Source organism: Yinghuangia sp. ASG 101, from assembly GCF_021165735.1.
Taxonomy (GTDB): Bacteria; Actinomycetota; Actinomycetes; order Streptomycetales; family Streptomycetaceae; genus Yinghuangia.
The window spans coordinates 1,461,519-1,482,319 of sequence record NZ_CP088911.1 but is presented as its reverse complement, the minus strand read 5'-3'; the positions used below and the strand labels follow the sequence as shown (position 1 = coordinate 1,482,319).

Annotated in this window: 21 protein-coding genes; 15 read left to right on the top strand and 6 right to left on the bottom strand. The window is 71.1% G+C overall.

What is annotated here, in order from left to right:
• Nucleotides 1-3 precede the first annotated feature (3 nt).
• From LO772_RS06045 to LO772_RS05990, 12 genes are all read left to right on the top strand, one after another.
• A complete protein-coding gene (locus LO772_RS06045) occupies nucleotides 4-1,170 on the top strand; it encodes an acyl-CoA dehydrogenase family protein (RefSeq protein ID WP_231777327.1) in 1,167 nt (388 codons plus the stop codon).
• On the top strand, nucleotides 1,170-1,931 hold the full coding sequence (locus tag LO772_RS06040; protein ID WP_231777326.1) for an SDR family NAD(P)-dependent oxidoreductase: 762 nt from the start codon (nucleotides 1,170-1,172) through the stop codon (nucleotides 1,929-1,931). The genes LO772_RS06045 and LO772_RS06040 overlap by 1 nt, the downstream gene beginning before the upstream one ends.
• Before the next feature lie 111 nt (nucleotides 1,932-2,042).
• The gene (locus tag LO772_RS06035) at nucleotides 2,043-2,945 is read left to right on the top strand and encodes a FadR/GntR family transcriptional regulator (protein ID WP_231777325.1); all 903 of its coding nucleotides are present in this window, start codon (nucleotides 2,043-2,045) and stop codon (nucleotides 2,943-2,945) included.
• Nucleotides 2,946-3,165: 220 nt separating this feature from the next.
• On the top strand, nucleotides 3,166-3,966 hold the full coding sequence (locus tag LO772_RS06030) for an enoyl-CoA hydratase/isomerase family protein (protein WP_231777324.1): 801 nt from the start codon (nucleotides 3,166-3,168) through the stop codon (nucleotides 3,964-3,966).
• A 3-nt stretch (nucleotides 3,967-3,969) separates the two neighbouring features.
• Nucleotides 3,970-4,947 carry an acyl-CoA dehydrogenase family protein gene (locus tag LO772_RS06025; RefSeq protein ID WP_231777323.1) on the top strand — a complete coding sequence of 326 codons (978 nt, stop codon included), beginning with the start codon at nucleotides 3,970-3,972 and terminating at the stop codon, nucleotides 4,945-4,947.
• A complete protein-coding gene (locus LO772_RS06020) occupies nucleotides 4,944-6,083 on the top strand; it encodes an acyl-CoA dehydrogenase family protein (protein WP_231777322.1) in 1,140 nt (379 codons plus the stop codon). The genes LO772_RS06025 and LO772_RS06020 overlap by 4 nt, the downstream gene beginning before the upstream one ends.
• A gap of 32 nt (nucleotides 6,084-6,115) precedes the next feature.
• Nucleotides 6,116-7,699, top strand: a complete 1,584-nt coding sequence (locus LO772_RS06015; protein ID WP_231777321.1) for an AMP-binding protein — start codon at nucleotides 6,116-6,118, stop codon at nucleotides 7,697-7,699.
• Nucleotides 7,700-7,764: 65 nt separating this feature from the next.
• On the top strand, nucleotides 7,765-9,015 hold the full coding sequence (locus tag LO772_RS06010; protein ID WP_231777320.1) for a CaiB/BaiF CoA transferase family protein: 1,251 nt from the start codon (nucleotides 7,765-7,767) through the stop codon (nucleotides 9,013-9,015).
• Between the two features lie 22 nt (nucleotides 9,016-9,037).
• Nucleotides 9,038-9,868 carry an enoyl-CoA hydratase/isomerase family protein gene (locus tag LO772_RS06005; protein WP_231777319.1) on the top strand — a complete coding sequence of 277 codons (831 nt, stop codon included), beginning with the start codon at nucleotides 9,038-9,040 and terminating at the stop codon, nucleotides 9,866-9,868.
• Nucleotides 9,869-9,919: 51 nt separating this feature from the next.
• On the top strand, nucleotides 9,920-11,065 hold the full coding sequence (locus LO772_RS06000) for a thiolase family protein (RefSeq protein ID WP_231777318.1): 1,146 nt from the start codon (nucleotides 9,920-9,922) through the stop codon (nucleotides 11,063-11,065).
• A gap of 12 nt (nucleotides 11,066-11,077) precedes the next feature.
• Nucleotides 11,078-12,226 carry an acyl-CoA dehydrogenase family protein gene (locus LO772_RS05995; RefSeq protein WP_231777317.1) on the top strand — a complete coding sequence of 383 codons (1,149 nt, stop codon included), beginning with the start codon at nucleotides 11,078-11,080 and terminating at the stop codon, nucleotides 12,224-12,226.
• Nucleotides 12,227-12,245: 19 nt separating this feature from the next.
• Nucleotides 12,246-13,016: an SDR family NAD(P)-dependent oxidoreductase gene (locus LO772_RS05990; protein WP_231777316.1), complete on the top strand. Its 771-nt coding sequence runs from the start codon at nucleotides 12,246-12,248 to the stop codon at nucleotides 13,014-13,016.
• A gap of 150 nt (nucleotides 13,017-13,166) precedes the next feature.
• Here the strand turns inward: LO772_RS05990 and LO772_RS05985 are convergent, their stop codons facing one another.
• From LO772_RS05985 to LO772_RS36225, 6 genes are all read right to left on the bottom strand, one after another.
• Nucleotides 13,167-13,361 carry a hypothetical protein gene (locus LO772_RS05985; protein ID WP_231777315.1) on the bottom strand — a complete coding sequence of 65 codons (195 nt, stop codon included), beginning with the start codon at nucleotides 13,359-13,361 and terminating at the stop codon, nucleotides 13,167-13,169.
• Nucleotides 13,362-13,381: 20 nt separating this feature from the next.
• Entirely contained in the window at nucleotides 13,382-13,657 is a 276-nt protein-coding gene (locus LO772_RS05980) for an isoamylase early set domain-containing protein (protein ID WP_231777314.1), read from the bottom strand.
• A 223-nt stretch (nucleotides 13,658-13,880) separates the two neighbouring features.
• Entirely contained in the window at nucleotides 13,881-14,237 is a 357-nt protein-coding gene (locus LO772_RS05975) for a hypothetical protein (protein ID WP_231777313.1), read from the bottom strand.
• Nucleotides 14,238-14,253: 16 nt separating this feature from the next.
• Complete coding sequence (locus LO772_RS05970) at nucleotides 14,254-14,976, bottom strand: helix-turn-helix transcriptional regulator (RefSeq protein WP_231777312.1); 723 nt, start codon at nucleotides 14,974-14,976, stop codon at nucleotides 14,254-14,256.
• Between the two features lie 145 nt (nucleotides 14,977-15,121).
• Nucleotides 15,122-15,646, bottom strand: coding sequence for a cysteine dioxygenase (locus tag LO772_RS05965; protein WP_231777311.1), 525 nt, complete (start codon nucleotides 15,644-15,646; stop codon nucleotides 15,122-15,124).
• 39 nt (nucleotides 15,647-15,685) lie between these two features.
• Complete coding sequence (locus tag LO772_RS36225; protein WP_443089436.1) at nucleotides 15,686-15,772, bottom strand: putative leader peptide; 87 nt, start codon at nucleotides 15,770-15,772, stop codon at nucleotides 15,686-15,688.
• Between the two features lie 507 nt (nucleotides 15,773-16,279).
• On the opposite strand from LO772_RS36225, the gene LO772_RS05960 reads away from it, so the two are divergent.
• The 3 genes from LO772_RS05960 (at nucleotide 16,280) to LO772_RS05950 (ending at nucleotide 20,791) form a co-directional block, all read left to right on the top strand.
• A complete protein-coding gene (locus tag LO772_RS05960; RefSeq protein WP_231777310.1) occupies nucleotides 16,280-17,911 on the top strand; it encodes a type IV secretory system conjugative DNA transfer family protein in 1,632 nt (543 codons plus the stop codon).
• Between the two features lie 426 nt (nucleotides 17,912-18,337).
• On the top strand, nucleotides 18,338-19,390 hold the full coding sequence (locus tag LO772_RS05955; protein WP_231777309.1) for a selina-4(15),7(11)-diene synthase: 1,053 nt from the start codon (nucleotides 18,338-18,340) through the stop codon (nucleotides 19,388-19,390).
• A 51-nt stretch (nucleotides 19,391-19,441) separates the two neighbouring features.
• Nucleotides 19,442-20,791, top strand: a complete 1,350-nt coding sequence (locus tag LO772_RS05950) for a cytochrome P450 (protein WP_269453160.1) — start codon at nucleotides 19,442-19,444, stop codon at nucleotides 20,789-20,791.
• The last annotated feature ends 10 nt before the right edge of the window (nucleotides 20,792-20,801 follow it).

Below are 20,801 nucleotides of genomic sequence, written 5' to 3'. Positions count from 1 at the left end.
CCGTTGGACTTTGAGCTGACCGAGGACCAAGAGACCATCCGAAAGTCGGTCCGTGAGCTGCTGCGCGGCTTCGATGACCAGTACTGGATGGAGAAGGACCAAAAGCACGAGTTCCCGACCGAGTTCTACGACACGATCGCCAAGGGCGGTTGGCTCGGGATGACGATGCCCGAGGAGTTCGGCGGGCACGGGCTCGGCATCACCGAGGCGACGATCCTCCTGGAGGAGGTGTCGCGCTCGGGCGGCGGCATGAACGCCGCGAGCGCGATCCACCTGTCGATCTTCGGTATGCACCCAGTGGTCGTGCACGGTTCCGACGAGCTCAAGCGCCGCACGCTGCCCCGCATCGTGAACGGCGACCTGCACGTGTGCTTCGGTGTCACCGAGCCCGGCGCGGGCCTCGACACCTCGAAGATCACCACGTTCGCCAAGCGCGAGGGCGACCACTACGTCGTCACCGGCCGCAAGGTGTGGATCTCGAAGGCGCTGGAGTCGGAGAAGATCCTTCTGTTGACGCGTACGACCAAGTACGAGGACGTCAAGAAGAAGACCGACGGCATGACGCTGTTCCTCACCGACCTCGACCGCAGCAAGGTCGACATCCGCCCCATCGCCAAGATGGGCCGCAACGCGGTGAGTTCGAACGAGCTGTTCATCGACGGCCTGCGCATCCCCGTCGAGGACCGGGTCGGCGAGGAGGGCCAGGGCTTCAAGCTCCTGCTCGACGGGCTGAACCCGGAGCGCATGCTGATCGCGGCCGAGGCGCTCGGCATGGGCCGCGTCGCGCTGGACCGGGCCGTCAAGTACGGCAACGAGCGCGAGGTGTTCGGCCGTCCGATCGGGATGAACCAGGGCATCCAGTTCCCGCTCGCCGACTCGCTGGCCCGCCTGGACGCCGCCGAGCTGGCGCTCCGCAAGGCCACGTGGCTGTACGACAAGGGCCGCCCGTGCGGCCGTGAGGCGAACACCGCGAAGTACCTGTGCGCGGACGCCGGCTTCACCGCCGCCGACCGGGCCCTCCAGACGCACGGCGGCATGGGCTACGCCGAGGAGTACGCGGTGGCGCGCTTCTTCCGCGAGACGCGCCTGATGCGGATCGCCCCGGTCAGCCAGGAAATGGTTTTGAACTACCTGGGATCGCACGTTCTGGGACTGCCGAGGAGCTACTGATGACCAACCCCCTCTTCGATCTGACGGGGCGCGCCGCGCTGGTCACCGGTGCCGCCGGCGGGATCGGCTCGGCCGTCGCGCAGGCGCTGGCCACCGCCGGTGCCGCGGTGCTGGTGTCGGACCTCAACGGCGACGCCGCCGAGACCGTGGCCGCCAAGATCCGCGCGGGCGGCGGCAAGGCCGACAGCGCCGCGCTGGACGTGACCGACCGCGAGGCGGCCGGCGCGGTCGCGGCCAAGGCCGCGGCGCTTGCCGACGGCAAGCTGCACATCGTCGTCAACAACGCCGGCGTCACCGGCCCCGCGATGTTCCACAAGATCAGCGGGGAGAACTTCCGCCGTATCGTGGACATCCACGTGATGGGCACGTTCAACGTGTCGCAGGCGGCGCTGGAGTACATCCCCACCGACGGCACCGGCCGCATCATCAACGTCACGTCGGCGGCCGGCCTGACCGGCACCCTCGGCCAGGTCAACTACTCGGCGGCCAAGGCCGCGATCATCGGCATGACCAAGTCGCTCGCGCGCGAACTCGCCCGCAACCAGATCCTGGTCAACGCGCTGGCGCCGCTGGCCGCGACGCCGATGACCGAGACCATCCGCACCAACGAGAAGTTCGCGGCACCGATGATGGCGCGCATTCCGCTCAAGCGGTGGGCGTCGCCGGAGGAGGTCGCGGGCGCGTTCGTCTTCCTGGCAACGGATGCCGCGTCGTACATCACCGGTCAGGTGCTGCCGGTCGACGGCGGCACGGTGATCTGACGGCGACGGACTCCTCCGCGAAAGGCGTACGAGTTGGCACAGCGCGGTGAGCACGAACCCCCGCCCGCCGAAACGCGGGCGGGGACCCGGCGGAGCGACGCGCGATTCGGTGTGCTGAGTGTTCCGAAGGCGGCGGATGTCCTCGCGGCGGAAGTCCGCGAGCGGATTCTCTCCGGGGAATTCACCGAGGGCATGGCACTGCCTCCGGAACGCCAATTGGTCGAACAGACGGGGCTGAGCCGCGCGACGGTGCGCGAAGCGCTGCGCATTCTCGAAGTCGAACAACTCCTGGAAATCCGGCCGGGCCGCGGGGGCGGGGCGTTCGTGCACCGCCCCAACCGCGAATCCCTGGCCAGTACGGTCCAGTTGGTCATCCGCGGGCAGCAGATCCGGTTGGACGCGCTGCACGAGACGCGGGAGGCCATCGAGCCCACCTGCGCGGCGCTCGCGGCGGAACGGCGTACCGAACGCGACCTCGCCGCACTGGACGCGGCGCAGGTCGAACTGGTCGAGGCCGGCGACGACATCCCGCGTTTCCTGCGGGCCAACCTGCGCTGGCACAACGCCGTGGCGCGGGCCGGCGGCAACGAGCTGCTGATCGGCTTCATGAGCGCGTTGTCGCAGGCCATTTACGCCTCGACCGACATCCAGCCGTTCATGGACGCCGAGGTCCGCAGGACCACCGCGCGGGCACACGAGCGGATCGCCGAGGCCATCCGCGAGGGCGACAAGGACGCGGCGACGCGGCGCATGATCCGGCACATCTCCGGGTTCTCGCACGCCGTCTCACGCGTCGACCCCCGCGCGCGGGTGACGCTTTCGGAGGAGCCGGGCGCACCCGCGTCGCCGGACCGGGCCGCGCGGCCGGGCACGGCACACGACACGAGACCGGGCACCGGCCCGGGGGCCGGTCCGGGGGCCGGTCAGGGAACGGAAGAAGGCACGGAACAGGCGGCGGGACAAGGCGCACCACCGGACACCGGGCACCACGCCGTGCAGTCCATCGAAGTGTGATCTTTTCCGCGGGCGCGGGCGGCGGCCATCCGTCGGCCGCCGGTCGCGCGACGAATTGAGAATCCCACTCTCCTCACGCGGTAACGGCGTTGACGACGTTCGGTCTGACCTTTACCATCAACGTGAAATCGGTGTGTGAATCACGTCTGCGACCCCGCCGGCCGAGAACTCAGCGAAGCCAGACAAGTCGAGAAGCCGAGAAGTGGAGATGGGGACCCATATGGGTGAGGAGAGCTCCGTACTGACCGTGGCGGCCGACGGTGACGTGCGCATTGTCACGCTGAACCGCCCCGATCGGTTGAACGGTGTGTCCGAGGCGCTGCACCGCCGCCTGTCCGAGGTGTGGGCCGAACTCGCCGAGGACCCCGGGGCGAAGGCGGTCGTGCTCACCGGCGCCGGCCGCGCGTTCAGCGCCGGCGGCGACTTCGACCACCTCCTGGCGCACCACACCGACGCGGAGCTGCGCGACCGGTCGATCCACCGCGACCGGCGCATCCAGACCGACATGATCCGCTTCCCGCTCCCGGTCGTCGCGGCGGTCAACGGCCCCGCGGTCGGGCTCGGGTGCAGCCTCGCGCTGGCCTGCGACCTGGTGCTGATCGCCGAGGACGCGTACCTCGCGGACCCGCACATCTCCGTGGGCCTCGTGGCCGGCGACGGCGGCGTGACCCTGTGGCCGCTGCTGACCAGCCTGCTCCGCGCCAAGGAGTACCTGTTCACCGGCGACCGCATCCCCGCGGCCAAGGCCGTCGAGTTCGGTCTCGCGAACCGCACGGTGCCCGGCGAGAACCTGATGACCGAGGCCCTGGCGCTCGCCCACCGCCTCGCCGCGCAGCCGGCCGAGGCCCTCCAGTCGACCAAGATGGCGCTCGCGGCGGTCGTCGAGAGCGTCTCGCGCGGGGGCATGGAGGCGGCGCTCATGGCCGAGCGGGCGACGATGACCAACCCCGACCACATCCGCATCGTCAACGAATTGGCCGACGCCGCCGCGGCGCGTGCGTCGGCGCGCCGGGAGGCGTGAGCCGTGGAGGCCGAAGAGTTCTCGCTCGTACGGGACATGTTCCGTACGTTCGCCACGCGGTTCCGCAGCGGAACCGCCGATGTCGACCCGGCGGCGCTCGACGCCGCGCAGAAGGCCCTCGACGAGCTGGGCCTCGCGGAGCTGCGGCGCACGTCGCACCCGGCGGCCACCGCCCAGGAGTGCGCGCTGCTCGCGGAGGAGCACGGCAAGCAGCCGCTGGGCACCTCCACACTCGGCACCGTGCTGCTGGCCCCCGAGCTGCTGCGCCTGCTCGGCGACGACACCCCCGCCGGGGTCGGCGCCACGCCGACCATCGCACTCGCCCGCGACCTGCGCTTCGCCGGCGCGGACACGTCCGAGCTGGTCGCGTGGGACACCCAGGGCGCCGACAGCGCCCTCGCGGTCGCCGCCGACGGGACGGTCACCAGCGTCGAACTCGGCGCCCCCGCACCGGGCATCGACCTGCTGCGCGCCGTCCGGGCGGTTCCGTCCGACGCGCCCGGCAAGGTCGTCGGCCGCCTCGACGCGGACGCGCTCCGCCGCTGGCAGGCCTACGCGCTGGTCATCGTGACCAGCGAACTCGTCGGCGCCGCGGGTGCCTTCGTCGACCTCAGCGTCGAATACGCCCGCGAACGGCGGCAGTACGGCCGGGAGATCGGCTCGTTCCAGGCCGTGCAGCACATCCTCGCCGACGCGACGGTCCTCGTCGCGGCGTGCACGAGCGCCACCCGGTACGCCGCCTGGTCGCTCGACAACGAGACGCCGGCGGCCGCCCTCACCGCCGCCCGCGTCGCCAAGGCCGAGGTCAACACCTCCGCCCTGGAGGCGGTCCACAGCGGCATGCAGGTGTTCGGCGGCATCGCCCAGACCTGGGAGCACATCGCCCACCTGTACCTGCGCAAGGTACGCCTCGGCGCCACGATCCTGGCGACCTCGGCGGACCTGCTGTCCACCCTGGCTGAACCGGAGGCGGCCCGATGACCGACACCCCGCTGGAATTCGGCGACCCGTCGGACCTCGAACAGCTGCGCGGCGAGTTCCGCGGCTGGCTGGCCGAGCACCCGCTGCCCGAACGCGGTGCCGACGAACCCCTCCCGGTGTTCCTGCACCGCTGGCACAAGCAGCTGCACTCCGGCGGCTGGGTCGGCCTCGACGTCCCCGAGGAGTTCGGCGGGCGCGGCCTGACGACCCTTCACCAGGTCGCCATCAGCGACGAGTTGGGCGCCCAGCAGGCGCCCGGCGTGCCGCGCATCGGCTACCTGGCCCAGGCGCTGCTGAAGTTCTCGAACGACGAGCAGCGCGGCCGGCTGCTGCCGCGCATGCTCGCCGGCGAGGACGTGTGGTGCCAGGGCTTCAGCGAGCCCGGCGCCGGCTCTGACCTGGCCGGCATGACCACCGTCGCCGAGAAGCGCGGCGACCACTACATCGTGCGCGGGCAGAAGCTGTGGACCAGCTACGCCCAGTACTCCAACCTGTGCCTCCTGCTGGCCCGCACCGACCGGGACGGCGTCGCGCACAAGTCGATCTCCGCGTTCGTCCTGCCGCTCGACCGCCCCGGCGTCACCGTGCGCCCGCTCAAGGCCCACAACGGCGACGACGAGTTCTGCGAACTCTTCCTGGACGACGTCCGCATCGAGGAGTCCGAGCTGATCGGCAGCGAGGGCGACGGCTGGGCGCTCGCGATGACCACGGTCTCGTACGAGCGCAACGCCCTCGACACCGGCCACCTGTCCAAGTACGGGCTGCTCGTCGAGCGCCTGCGCGGCATCGTCGGCGAACGCGGCGACGACCTGCCCGACGGCCTGCGCTCGGAGGTCGGGCGCTGCTTCGTCGACTACGAGGTCCTGGTCGCGCACACCCGCCGCCGCATCGCCGAGCGCATCGCGGGAGCCGAGGCCCCGTTCGACTCCTCGATCGACAAGCTGCTGATGACGCGGACCGAGCAGCGGCTGTACGAGACCGCGCTCAAGGTGATCCCGGAGTCGCTGTACGAGGACGGCAACGAGGTCTTCGCCGAATACCTCTACTCGCGCGCCGCGTCCGTCTACGGCGGGACCTCGCAGATCCAGCGGAACATCATCGCGAAGCGCATTCTCCGCCTGCCGTCCGGCAAATAGGCGCGGTTGTTCGTCCCGAGGGGAGGTCATCCATGCGCTACGACCACGAGTACGTGAGCATCCCGCACGTCGTCAGGAGCGCCGCGCGGCGGTTCGGGGACGGGCTCGCCCTCGTCGACGGCGACTCCCGGTGGAGCTTCCGCACCCTCGAAGAACGGATGATCGAGGCGGTCAAGGCGACCGTGGCCGCCGGCGTGCGGCCCGGCGACCGCGTCGGGCTGTGCGCGCCGAACTCGAAGGAATGGATTCTGGCCGCGCTCGGCATCCAGGGCGCGGGCGGCATCGTGGTGCCGCTCAACACCCGCTTCAAGGCCGGCGAGCAGGCCTACATCCTGCGCGCGTGCGGTGCCCGGGCGGTGTTCGCGTCGTCGTTCCTCGGCGGCGACTACATCGCCGCGCTGCGGGAGTTCGATGCCGAGCTGCCCGCCCTCGGCACCACCGTCTCGATCCTCGGCCCGCGGGGCGCCGCCGACCGGTCCTGGAGCGAGTTCCTGGCCGGCGGCGCCGGCATCGCCGACTCCGACGCCCACGCCGCGATCGACCGGATCACCCCGGACGACACCGCCGACGTCATCTTCACGTCCGGCACCACCGGAAACCCCAAGGGCGTGATCCTGACGCACGGTCAGTCGCTGCGCGCCTACGGGTGGATGGCCGAGGAGTACACCTTCGCCGACTCCGACACCATCCTGGTCATCCCGCCGTTCTTCCACTGCTTCGGCTACAAGGCCGGATGGCTCATGTCGCTCATGCACGGCGTGACGGTCGTGCCGATGGCGGTCTTCGACGCCGGGCGCGCGCTGGAGACCATCCAGCGCGAACGCGTGAGCGTCATCACCGGCCCGCCCACGATCTTCCACGACCTGCTCGGCCACCCCGACCGGGGCGCGTACGACCTGTCGTCGCTGCGCGTGTCGATGACCGGCGGCACCACGATCCCCGAGGCGCTGATCCACGCCATGAAGGCGGAGCTGACCTTCGAGATCGTGATGAGCGCGTACGGCCTCACCGAGGCGAGCGCACTGGTGACCAGCACGCGCCTCGGCGACCCCGCGGACGTCGTGGCCGCCACCACCGGCCGTACGATCCCGGGCATCGAGGTGAAGCTCACCGACGACGACGGCACCGAGGTCGCCGTCGGGCAGCCCGGCGAGATCCTGGTGCGCGGCTTCACCGTCACGCGCGGTTACTGGGACGACCCCGAGGCGACCGCGGCGGCGATCGACGCCGACGGGTGGCTGCACACCGGTGACGTCGGCCGGTTCGACGCGGCCGGCAACCTCGCCATCGTCGACCGCAAGAAGGAGATGTTCATCGTCGGGGGGTTCAACGCCTACCCCGCCGAGATCGAGAAGCTCCTTCTCGCCTGCGAGCCGATCGACCAGGTCGCGGTGATCGGGGTCCCCGACGCGCGCATGGGCGAGGTGGGCTGCGCGTTCGTCGTCGCGAAACCCGGCCACGAGGTGTCGAAGGACGAGGTCGTAGCGTGGGCCCGGGCCAACATGGCCAACTTCAAGGTGCCCCGCCACGTCCGTTTCGTCGACGAACTGCCGCGCAACGCGAGCCAGAAGGTCCTCAAACAGCGGCTCCGCGCACGGTTCGCGGAGGACGGTTGACGCCTGCCGGGAGCGGACGTACCGGGACGGGCGAGAGGCAGGGACGGGCAGTGACGGAAGCGGCGATGGGAGACAAATTGGCCGGGAAGAACGAGGCAGGCGCGGCGACCCCGGAGCACGGGGCCGGGCCGCTGGCCGGGATCACCGTGGTGACGCTGGAACAGGCCGTCGCCGCCCCCATGTGCACGCGCGTCCTCGGGGACTTCGGCGCCCGCGTCATCAAGGTCGAGAACCCCAGGGGCGGCGACTTCGCCCGCCACTACGACGACGTCGTCAAGGGCCAGGCCGCGCACTTCGTGTGGGTCAACCGCGGCAAGGAGTCGGTCGCCCTCGACCTCAAGCAGCCCGAAGGCCTCGCGGTCCTGCGGCGCCTGCTCGACGAGGCCGACGTGCTGGTGTCGAACCTCGCCCCCGGCGCGATGGCCAAGCTCGGCATCGACAGCGCGACCCTCGCCGAGAGCCACCCCGACCTCATCGCCCTGGAGATCGACGGGTACGGCCCCGGCGGGCCCCTCTCCCACAAGCGGGCGTACGACCTGCTGGTGCAGGCGGAGGCCGGCGCCTGCGCGGTCACCGGCTTCCCCGACATGCCCGCCAAGCCGGGCCCGGCGGTCGCCGACGTGTCCACGGGGCTGTTCTCCGCGCTGTCGATCATGGCGCTGCTGGTCGGCCGGGGACGCGGCGGCCGGGCCGGCGCCACCGTCGCGGTCAGCCTGTTCGACACCATGACCGAGCTGATGGGCTACGCCCTCACCTACACGCAGCACTCGGGCATCGACCAGCAGCCCATCGGGATGAGTTCGCCCGCGGTCGCGCCGTACGGCAACTTCCGCACCGCCGACGGGCAGACCGTCGTGCTCGGTACCACCAACGACCGCGAATGGCAGCGGCTCGCCCGCGACCTGATCGGCCGCCCCGACCTGGCCGACGACCCCCGCTACCTCACCAACTCGCAGCGCTGCGAGGAGCGTTCGGTGCTCGACGAGGCGATCGGCGAGTGGTGCGCCAAGCACGACCTCGCCCACGTGCAGCAGCGCGCCGACGAGGTCGGCATCGGCAACTCCCGCTACAACAAGCCCAGCGAGGTCGTCGCCCACCCGCACCTGAAGGCGCGCGACCGGTGGCGCGAGATCGACACGCCGAACGGCCCCGTGTCGGCACTCCTGCCGCCCGCGGTGATCTCCGGCTACGAGCCGCCGATGGGCGCCATCCCCGGACTCGGGGAGCACACCGACTCCGTACTCGCCGGACTCGGCCTCAGCGCCGAGGAGATCACCGCACTGCGCGCACGGGGCGCCGTCGGCGCGGCCGACTGAGGGACGAGGAGACCTGAGAACCGTGACCGACGTGACCGCCGAGCCGCCCCCGGCCGCCGAGCCGGTACTGCTGACGACCGACGACGACGGCGTACGCACGCTCACCCTGAACCGGCCGTTCCGCAAGAACGCGATCAACGCCGAGCTGTGGGGCGCGCTCAACGACGCGCTGACCGACGCCGGCAAGGACCCCGACGTGCGGGCCCTGGTCGTCACCGGCGCCGGCGGGGCGTTCTGCTCCGGCGCGGACGTCGCCGCCGGCGACATCGCCCGCGCCAAGAGCCACCCGCTGCCGCGCATGCGCAACCTCACCGACGTCGCGCAACTGCTGCACGAGCTGCCGAAACCCTCCATCGCGAAGGTCGACGGCGTCGCCGTCGGCGCCGGATGGAACCTCGCGCTCGGCTGCGACTTCGTGGTGGCCACCCCGGGCGCGCGGTTCTCGCAGATCTTCGCCCGCCGCGGGCTCTCCCTCGACCTCGGCGGCTCGTGGCTGCTCCCCAAGCTCGTCGGCCTCCAGCAGGCCAAGCGGCTCGTCCTGCTCGCCGACATGGTCAGTGCCGAAGAGGCCCGCGACCTCAACCTGGTGACGTGGATCGTCTCCGCCGAAGAGATCGACACCTTCGTCGCCGACCTCGGCAAGCGCCTGGCCGCCGGACCGCCGATCGCGCTCGCGCAGAGCAAGCTCCTCCTGAACGAGGGCGCGAACAGCACCATGCGCGAGGCCCTCGCCAACGAGGCCCGCGCCCAGGTGATCAACTTCGCGACGGAGGACGCCCCCGAGGCCGCCGTCGCGTTCACGGAGAAGCGCGACGCGCGGTTCACCGGCAAATGGGGCGTGCCTCCCCGATGAGGGATCGATCCCTCCGTCAACCCTCGTCAGCGTGAATTTGGAGAATGCGAAATGCGTGAGGCAGTAATCGTCGAGGCGGTCCGCACGCCCGTCGGCAAGCGCAAAGGCGGCCTGTCCGCGACGCACGCCGCCGACCTGTCGGCCGTCGTCCTGAACGCCCTCGTCGAGCGGGCCGGCATCACGCCGGACATCATCGACGACGTCGTGTGGGGCTGCGTGTCCCAGGTCGGCGACCAGTCGAGCAACATCGGCCGCTACTCGGTCCTCGCCGCCGGATGGCCCGAGTCGATACCCGGCACCAGCGTCAACCGCGCGTGCGGATCGAGCCAGCAGGCCCTGGACTTCGCCGCGCAGGCGGTCCTGTCCGGCCAGCAGGACGTCGTCGTCGCCGGCGGCGTCGAGGTCATGAGCCGCGTCCCGCTCGGCGCCGCCAAGACCGGCGGCGAGCCGTACGGCCCCAAGGCCCTGGCCCGCTACGGCGGCTTCGAGTTCAACCAGGGCATCGGTGCCGAGAAGATCGCCACCAAGTGGGGCTTCTCGCGCACCCAGTGCGACGAGTTCTCCGCGCTCTCCCACGAACGCGCCGCCGCCGCCCAGGACGCCGGCGCCTTCACCGGCCAGATCGTCCCCGTCGAGACCGAGAACGGCACCGTCTCCGCCGACGAGGGCATCCGCCGCGGCACCAGCGTCGAGACCCTGTCCGGCCTCAAGACCGTCTTCGCCGAGGACGGCGTCATCCACGCCGGCAACTCGTCGCAGATCTCCGACGGCGCCGCGGCGCTGCTGGTCATGACCGCCGAGAAGGCCGCCGAACTCGGCCTCACCCCCCTCGTGCGCTACCGCGCGGGCGTGGTCGTCGGCTCCGACCCGGTGCTCATGCTCACCGGCCCGATCCCGGCCACCGAGAAGGTCCTCAAGAAGACCGGCCTCGGCCTCGCCGACATCGGCGTGTTCGAGGTCAACGAGGCCTTCGCCCCCGTCCCGCTCGCGTGGCTCGCCGAGACCGGCGCCGACCCCGCCCTCGTCAACCCGCTCGGCGGCGCCATCGCGCTGGGCCACCCCCTCGGCGGCTCCGGCGCGGTCCTGATGACCCGCATGATCCACCACATGCGCGCGCAGGGCATCCGGTACGGCCTCCAGACCATGTGCGAGGGCGGCGGCACCGCGAACGCCACCCTCGTCGAACTCGCATCCTGACGGAGGACCTTCGTGCGCCGCGTACTCTTCACCGACGATCACGACGCGTTCCGGCAGATGGTCCGGGACTTCGTCGCCAAGGAAATCGTCCCGCACTACGCCGACTGGGAACAGGCCGGCCGGATGCCCCGCGAGGTCTTCGCGAAGCTCGGGGCGCTCGGCATCCTGGGCATGGCCATCCCCGAGGAATACGGGGGCTCCGGCCAGAACGACTACCGCTACAACGTCATCCTCCAGGAGGAGGCCGCGCGGGCGCTGGTCACGCTCAGCACCGTGCGCACGCAACTCGACGTGATCCTCCCGTACTTCCTGGAGTACGCCAACGAGGAGCAGCGCGAGCGCTGGTTCCCCGGGCTCGCCGACGGCACGCTGCTCACCGCCATCGCGATGACCGAGCCCGGCACCGGCTCGGACCTCGCCGGCATCCGCACCAACGCGGTGCGCGACGGCGACCACTACGTCCTCAACGGCGCCAAGACCTTCATCACCGGCGGCCTGCTCGCCGACCTCGTGATCGTGGTCGCCCGCACCTCCACCGACCCCGACAACCGGCGGGCCGGCCTCAGCCTCCTCGTGGTCGAGGACGGCATGCCCGGGTTCACGCGCGGCCGGGTGCTCAACAAGATGGGCATGAAGGTCCAGGACACCGTCGAACTCTCCTTCGACGACGTCCGGGTGCCGGTCGCCAACCGGCTCGGCGACGAAGGCGCCGCGTTCGGCTACATGGGACACAACCTGTCCCAGGAGCGCATGACCGTCGCCGTCGGATCCGTCGCGCAGGCCAAGGCGGCGCTCGACACCACGATCGAATACACCAAGGAGCGCAAGGCGTTCGGCAAGCCCGTCGCCTCGTTCCAGAACACCAAGTTCGAACTCGCCGCGATCGCCACGGAGATCGAGGCGGCGCAGATGATGGTCGACCGCGCGGTGCTGGAACTGGTCGACGGCGAACTGTCCGGCGCCGACGCCGCCAAGGCCAAGTTGTTCGCCACCGAGGTCCAGGCCCGCGCCGTCGACCGCTGCCTTCAACTCTTCGGCGGCTACGGCTACATGATGGAGTACCCCATCGCCCGCATGTACACGGACGCGCGGGTCGCGCGCATCTACGCGGGCACCAACGAGGTCATGAAGGTCATCATCGCCAAGTCCCTCGGACTGTAAGGATCGGTAAGGAACTTCCATGTCTGACTTTTCCGGGCGCCCGGGCGCGGCCCTCATCAGCGGCGGTACGGGCGCCATCGGCGCCGCCATCGTGCGCACCCTCGCCGCACGCGGCAGCGACGTGGCGTTCACGTACCGCTCCAACCAGGCCGCCGCGGACGAACTCGTCGCCCAGATCAAGGAGTCGGGGCAGCGCGCCCTCGCCCTCAAGCTCGACCTGACCGACGAGGCCGCGTCCGCCAAGGTCGTCGACGACGTCGCCGAGACCTTCGGCGGCATCCACACCGTGGTGTACGCGTCCGGCCCGTTCGTGCCGATGGTGCACCTCAGCAAGATCAGTCCGAGCCAGTACCGCGACCAGATCAACGCCGACGCCGTCGCGTTCTACAACCTGGTCCACCCCGCGCTCGTGAAGCTGCGCGCGACGCAGGGCAGCATCGTCGCCGTCACCACCGCGGCCACGACCCGCTTCCCGGTCCGTGACGGCCTCTCGTCCGGCGCCAAGGGCGCCGTCGAGGCGGTCGTGCGCGGACTCGCCGCCGAGGAAGGCCGGTTCGGCATCCGCGCGAACAGCGTGGGCCCGGGCATGCTCACCGACGGCATGGGCGGCGAACTCATCACCACGGGCGAACTCGACGAGGCCGCGCTCGCCGTCACCATGCGGAACATCCCGCTGCGCCGTTTCGGCGACTCGGGCGACATCGCCGAGGCGGTCGCGTTCCTGGCCTCGGACCGGGCCAAGTTCATCACCGGCCAGAAGCTCGACGTCGACGGCGGCTACACGGTCTGACGCACATCGCGTCCGTACGCCGGGGGCACGCGCCCCCGGCCCGCGGCGCCCCCCGGCCACCGCCGGCGCACACACGTGAGGGACCCGGCCGTCGTGCCGGGTCCCTCAGGCGTTCCGCGGGGGAGGGGGAGAAGCGGATCGGTCACCGCACTACGCCGGACCGGGGACCTCGCCGGAGGCCCCGCCGATCACGGGCGGGAGAGCCGGGGTGAACAGGGCGACCTGCTCCGCGACCGTCTGGACGAACGCCGCCGCGTGCCTGCGGGCGGCGTCCCGGGGAGCGACGACCGGAGCCGTCGGCTTGGTGCGCTCGGGTGTGCTGCGGGGTGGCGGAGTCGCGGCCACGGAACCGACCAGTCGTCCGGTCAGTTGTCGACGAAGCAGTTGCGGCCGTCGTGGCCGTCTGCGTCGGGATCGTCGAACCAGTGGCCCCCGTCCGCGAGGTAGCGGAAGTGCGCGCGCTGCCCGGTGGGCATCGAGATCTTCACCGCACGGGTGCCGTCGGCGCGTTCCACCAGCGGGTGGGCGCCGGGCAGCCACTCGTTGAAGTCGCCCACCACGCTGACGGGGCCGCACGGGTACCCCGACGGGAGGACGAAGGTGACATCGGTGGCGGTCTTGCGACGAGCGCGCTGCAGCACGGCAAATCCCCTCGGTAAACGGCTGTGAACGCGGACATCCTTGCCTGGCAAGGGCGTCACGCCGCGAAGCCGGGCCGAGGGGCCGCGACCGTTCACCTGAACAGACGCACGCCCGCGCACGCCCCCGCGTGCTCCCCGCGCGGCCACCGCCCGCCGCGCCCGGCCCGCCCGGGGCGCCGGAGGACGTCTGCCTCGGCGGTCGGGCGGGCACGGCGGTACGCGGTCACGCCCGCGGCGGCGACAGGGCGGCGCGCGGGGGAGCCCCGGGCGGCACCGCGGGACGCGGGGGAATCGGCGGCGGCGATGTCGGACGCGGGGGCATGCGCACGCTCCCGGCCCAGTAGTTCCGCTGGGCGTCGAAGTGCGCGAACAACTCGGCCGTGCGCTGCGACAGTTCGACGAACCGGCGGGCCGTGCGTTCGGCGAGTTCGTCGATGTGGCGGACCACGACGGCGAATTCCAGGTCGAAGCGCCGGGCCAGTTCGGCGGCGTCGGTCACCGTCGGAGCCAACTCCGTGGAAGGGGACGGCTGTTCCGCCGGGTCGCGATCGGCGGACGGCGCGGGATCGGAGTGCGTCATCGGCTGACCCCCGGGACTAGGCGCGGCCCGGCGGACGCCGCCAGGCACCGGGAGCGAACGGGTCGGCCGCCGGGGAGCCGAGATGGAACCAGAAGCGGTCGAGCGCCCCGGCCGGCAGCGGAGGAGTCGTGCCCTCCTCGAACTTCTCGCCAGTGGGCGGGAATTCGGCGGCCAGTGCCTCGATGGCCTCGCCGATGCGCCGGCGCCGGGTGCCGAGCACCTCGGTGATCGGGCCCAGGTGCGCCTGGCGCCGCGTGCCGGCCAGGGTCAGCGCGATGAGCCCGGCGAGTTCGTCGGCGGCGCCGGACACCTCGACCAACTGCCGGTGCGACAGGCCGCCGAGGGCGCGGACCAGCGCCTCGGTGCGCCGCTCGTCCGCGCGCCAGCGGTTGGTGCGCTCCATGCGCGTCCATGTCGCCTCGGACATGCCGACCTTGCGTCCGGCCTCGGCGCGGGTCAGGCCCGCCCGCAGGCGGCACATCTGGAGCGTGGTCGGTCCGGACCCCAGCAGGCGCTCGACCGGGAGGGCGAGCGTCCGGGCGAGCGCCACGAGTTCGGCCTCGTCCGGCGGACGCGTGCCGTCCTCCCAGTCGCGGACGGCCTGGGGATAGACGTTGACGCCGTACGAGGCGAGACTCGCGGCGACCCGCTCCGGCGTGAGCGCCATGATGTTGCGGGCCGCGCGAGCCGCCTCTCGGTCGAAGGGCGGAAGGGTGTCGAGTTCAGAGGGTTGAGTCACGGCTCACCAGATTAGTGATTCCCGCCTCACGTGACGAAGCGAAGCGGCCGGAGGCCGTTCCGCTTCGGCGAACACCCCTGGTGAGGAGGTCGTTTCGGGTCCGGAACGAGAGGGGTGCGCGCACCGGGTCGGCGGCCCCGTGCGGTCACCACTCCTCGGGGTACTCCACCGAATGCGGTGCCAGCACGCCGTTTTCGTGGACGTAGCGGGTCATGCGGCTCAGCGCCGGCGCGTAGACGTGGACCGAAATCGCGTGCTCGGCCGAGGTGTTGCACACGTCGTGCAGGTGGTGCTCGGGCAGCCCCCGCGCGCTGTGCGCCGACATCCGGACGCGGACCTCCGCACCGGGGGCGAAGACCACGTCGCCGCCCGCGGAGGCCGCGCGCGGCGGCGTGAACTCGTCCAGGTACCCGCGTGCGACGGCGAACGCGCCCGCCGAGCCGCCGTGGTCGTGCCAGCCGGTGCCCGTCCCGGGCGGCCAGCCGATGAGCCACGCCTCGGATCCGCCGGGACCGTCGAGGCGGATCCAGGTGCGCTCGACCGGATCCAGGCGGAGGCGGTCCACCAGCGCCCGGTCGGCAGCCGCCGCGATGACGAAGGCGACGAGTTCACGAAGAGACGGAAGGGTTGGTTCCGTACGGACGGGTGCGTGCGGCAGTGACGAAGTCATGGCGGCCTCGGGGACGGTGCGGACGTGCGGGACGCGGAATCAGCGCACGGTCCGACACAGCGCGCCGGAAAAGCGCATCAGGTCGATGTGGACCCGTCGCACGAGGACATGCTGGAAGCTGCGCACAGGCGAGACCGAACCAGCACCGGACCCGGCTGTCAACTCCGGTTATTGCCAATATGTTTCGGCATTACCGCGGAGAAATCGGAAGCGCAAGGCGCATCACGTCGACTTTCCGGGGCACGCGCGGAGCCGCCGCGCGATGCGGTGGCGGCGCCCCACGCGGCCGGGCCGACGCGGAGGGCGCGCGGGCCCCGCGGGCGGACGACGCGGCGATCCGCACCCGCGGCCGGGCACGACCAAGGCACAGTAGGGTCGTGCCAGTTGACGCGGACACGTGAACGAGGAGAGCCCATGCCGGCCGTCGGGGGTGCGACCCGCGCACGCTGCCTCGGCCGTGCCGCGGTCTCGCCGCCGTTGACCCGCCACCGCATCTGGCAGCTTCCCGTCCCGCCCGGCACCCGCTGTCGCTGAGCCCCGCGGCCGACCGCACCCGGCGCGTTCTGGGAACGCGCATGAGGGCGGCCCCGCACAGGTTCCCCGAACCGGCTCCAGCGGAAGCGAAGCACCCTCATGTCTGCCACCACGCGGCGGCGCGGACCCAACCCGCACACGCCCGAAATCGCCCTTCTCGTCGTCCTGTTCGTCGCGCTCCTCGTCCTCCTGCCGTTCTACGACCCGCTCCTCGGCCTCGTCGCGGGAGCGATCGCCGCGGTGGCGGCCGGACTTGCCGGGCTGTGGGTGCTGCGCCGCCGCCGCGTCCCGGCCGTCGACCGCGCGGCGGCGCATCTGCCGGGGCCCGCCCTGCTGCGCCGCTCCTCGCGCGCCGGAGCCGCGGCCGAGGCCGTCCGGCTCGGTGCGCGCGTCCCGTCGGCGCCCGGGGTGTTCATCGGCCGCACGGTGCGCGGCGACCGCGAGTTGTGGGGCTCCTGGGAGGACATGCACCTCGACATCTGGGGCCCGCGCAGCGGCAAGACGTCGAGCCGGGCCATCCCCGGCATCGTCGGCGCCCCGGGCTCGGTCGTGGTCACGTCCAACAAGCGCGACATCGTCGACGCGACCCGGGGCGTGCGCGAACGCCGGGGTCCCGTATGGGTGTTCGACCCGCAGCAGCTCGCGGGTGAACCGCCGTCCTGGTGGTGGAACCCGCTGTCGTTCATCGGCGACAACATCGCCAAGGCCGTCATGCTCGGCTCGTTCTTCTCGGGCATCAACCGCGGGCCGCACATGCGCACCGACGGGTACTTCGAGCCCGCGGCGCAATCCCTGCTCGGCGCCTACCTGTTGGCCGCGGCTCTGGACGACCTGCCGATCACCCGCGTGGTGACGTGGCTGCACCGGCCGAACGACGGCACCGCACTGCGCATCCTGCGGGACGCGGGGCCGAAGCACACCCTGGCGGCGGACGGCGTGGCCGCGCTGCACGGGGCTCCCGCGCGGCAGCGCGCCGGCGTCTTCGGTGCCGCCGCGCAGATGGTCGCGTTCCTCGCGTCGCCCGAGGTCATCCGGTGGGTCACCCCCGGAGACGGGCCCAGGCGCCCGGAGTTCCGGCACGACGACTTCGCGTCCCGCGACGACGCGACGCTGTACCTGCTTTCCCAGGAGACCGACAGGACGGCGGCGCCGCTGGTGCTCGCGTTCGCCTCCGCCATCGCCTACGCGCAGGAGGGCCGCGCCATCGAGAGCCCGGGCGGCCGGCTGCCGGTTCCCGCGCTGTACGTCCTCGACGAAGCCGCCAATGTCTGCCCGTGGCTCGAACTGCCGTTCCTCTACAGTCATTACGGGTCCCGGGGCATCGTGATCATGACCATCCTCCAGTCGTGGGCGCAGGGGGTGTCGGTCTGGGGGGAGGCCGGCATGGCCCAGATGTGGGACGCCGCGAACGTGCGTGTCCACGGCGGAGGGTCGGCCGACATCGCGCTCACGGGGGCCCTGTCGGCCGTGACGCCGAGTTTCGAACCTCGGGTGACAAGTGTCTCGTTCTCCGCCCGGAGCGTCTTCGGCCGTACGGTCGGCCTGTCGTCGCGACCGGAGCCCGTGCTCGACGTCGCGGACCTCGCCAACCTGCCCAGGGGACGTGCGTTTGTGCAGGTCAGCGGCCACGCGCCGACGCTGGTACGCACCGTGCCGTGGTGGCACGGCCCGTATGCCGAGGCCGTCCGGGAATCTTTGGCGCGATATGGACCCCGGGCGACCGCGTCCTGACTCCGCGTGGTCCCGTCCGGGGCGAGGCGGTCGGTGCCCGGCCGGGCGGAACCGGGCATTCCGGGGGCGCGAGGCATGTGCGCCGGGAGGCGCACACGTTGACGTATTGGTGCGTAAGGGTCGCCAAGCGCACTACCTGCATGCGCTCCGGTCACGCTCCCGCGCGCTGTTTGATCGCTCCGTTCCGGCTTCTGCCCACCATGGCGCCCACGTGGCAGCATGGAGGTGTTTATCCGTCGGATCCAAGATCATCGGCAAACGCGAACTATGCCCGAATAGACGGTCGGTCGAGGGAGAACCCAACAAGATGGGGTGATCAAATCTGACCGAAAAGGAACACCGGTTTCCGCAAAAGCTGATCACTGCACACGTGACTTGTTGGTTAGTCTCACGACGACCTCGGCCGCGCGAGCAAGGTGATCCACGATGACGCAGAGACTCACCGTCCCTTCCCTGTATTCACCTTTCACCCCCGCGATTCACCCGCTGCACGCCGTCATCGACCGCAGGACCGCCGGATGGGCCGAAAAGTTCGACATCGGCTCGCGGGAACTGCGATCCCGGCTTGTCACCCACGAAATCGGTACATTCGCATCACGCATCCTCCCCGAGGGCAACGAGGACGTCGTCGGCATCCTCTCCGACCTGGTTCTGTGGCTGTTCGGCGTCGACGACGGCCACTGCGAGGAGGGCGAACTCGGAGGTGAGCCGGGCGATTTGGTCGCCGAATTGTCGCGGCTGACCTGGATCGCCCAGAACCCCGACGTCCCGATGATGCACGACGACCCGCTGGCCGAGGGCGTACGCGACCTGCGGCGCCGCATCTCCCTCCACGCCACCCCGTCACAGGTCGCCTGCTGGGTGACCGCGCTGCGGGAATACTTCATGTCCGTCGTCTGGGAGGCCGCGCACCGCCGCAGCGGCAGCGTCCCCAGCCTTAACGACTACACGCTCAAACGGCTGTACACCGGAGCGGCCAACGTCGTGCTGCCGATGATGGAGTTCGGCTACGGCTACGAACTGCGCCAAGAGGAGCGCAACGACGTACGCGTGCGTGCCCTCGCCGAGATGACGTACTTCGTCATCGGGTGGGACAACGACATCTTCTCCTTCCACAAGGAGAGCCGGGGCGGCCGTTACTACCTCAATGTCCTCAAAGTGCTCCAGCACGAGTTCGACATGACCACCGACGAGGCCCTGCACGCCGCGATCGCCCAACGCGACCGGGTCACCACGCTGTTCCTCGCCGTCCGGGACCAGCTGTACCCCACCGCCGGCCCCGAACTGCGCCAGTACGTCGACAGCTTCGCCGCGTGCATCCGCGCCACCCAGGACTGGTGCGTCTCGTCCGTGCGCTACACCACCCCCGACGACCCCGCGGGGCTGCCCTTCGCCTTCCACGACCGGCCCACGGACACCAGCAACGAGCCATTGCCGATTCCCGCCGTCGCCTGGTGGTGGGACCTGCTGCCCGCATGACCGGGACGCGGTCCCGGGTAAGACCAGACAAACCACGAAAGGAACGCGGCAATGGCGAAGGATCTACGTACAGTTCCGCGCGCCCCCGGTCGGCTTCCCGTTCTGGGGCACCTCCTGCCCCTGTGGCGGAGCCCCTTGGACTTCCTCAAGGCGCTCCCCGAGAGCGGTGAGCTGGTCCGTGTCGACCTCGGGACGATGCCGGTCTACGTTGTCACCACGCCGCAGCTCACCAACGACCTCCTGGTCCGCAAGGCACCCTCGTTCGCCCGCGGCCGTCTGTTCGAGCGGGCCCGCGGCCCGCTCGGCATCGGCCTCCCCACGGCGGACGGCGAGTTCCACCGCAAGCACCGTCGGCTGATGCAGCCCATGTTCCACCGCAACCAGATAGACCAATACGCGGCCGTCATGTCCAGGAAGGCCGAGGACATGGCCGACTCGTGGCAGGCCGGCCGCACGCTCGCGCTCAACCAGGAAAGCTACGCGTTCGCCATCCACACCCTGTCCGAGACGATGTTCTCCAACACGATCTCCCCGGAGGCCGCGGAACAAATCCGCCGCCACGTACCGGTGATGATCAAGTACACCCTGGTGCGCGCACTCCAACCCAAGGTCCTGGAACGGGTCCCGGTGCGCGCCAACCGCGACTTCGACCTCGCCGCGGCCACCCTGCGGTCCATCATCGACGACGTCATCGCCACCACGCGCCGCGTCGGCCCGCGCGAGGACGCCATCGACCTGCTGTCGCTGCTGATCTCGGCGCGCGACGCCGACAACGGCGAAGGGCTGACCGACCTGGAGATCCGGGACGAGTTGGTCGGCACGCTCTTCACCGGCACGGAGACCTCGGCGTCGACGATGTCGTGGGCGTTCCACGAACTCGCCCGCCATCCGGACGTCGAGAAGAAGGTCGTCGCCGAGATCCGCGACGTCGTGGGCGACGGACCCGTCCGCGCCGAACACATCCCGCAACTCGCCTATCTCAACCGGGTCCTGGACGAGGTGACCCGCCTGCACGCCATCCCGCTGCTGATGCGCCGCACGATCGAACCGGTCGAGTTCGGCGGCGTGGCCCTCCCGGCCGGAACCGAGGTCGCGTACAGCCTGTACGCGCTCCACCAGGACCGACGGCTCTACCCGAATCCCCGGCAGTTCGACCCCGACCGGTGGCTCCTCGAACCGGGCCGGGAACGGCCGCGGGAGAACTTCGTCCCCTTCGGGGCCGGCGTGCACAAGTGCATCGGGGAGCAATACGCGCGCATGGAGATGGCCATCGGCCTGGCCACGGTCCTCAGCCGCTGGCGGCTCGTGCCCGAGCCCGGAGCGGAGGTACGCGAAGTCGCCGCGGCCGTGGCGTACCCCGACCGGCTGCCGATGATCCCGCAACCCCGCGAGGCCGCCTGAGCAGAAAAGG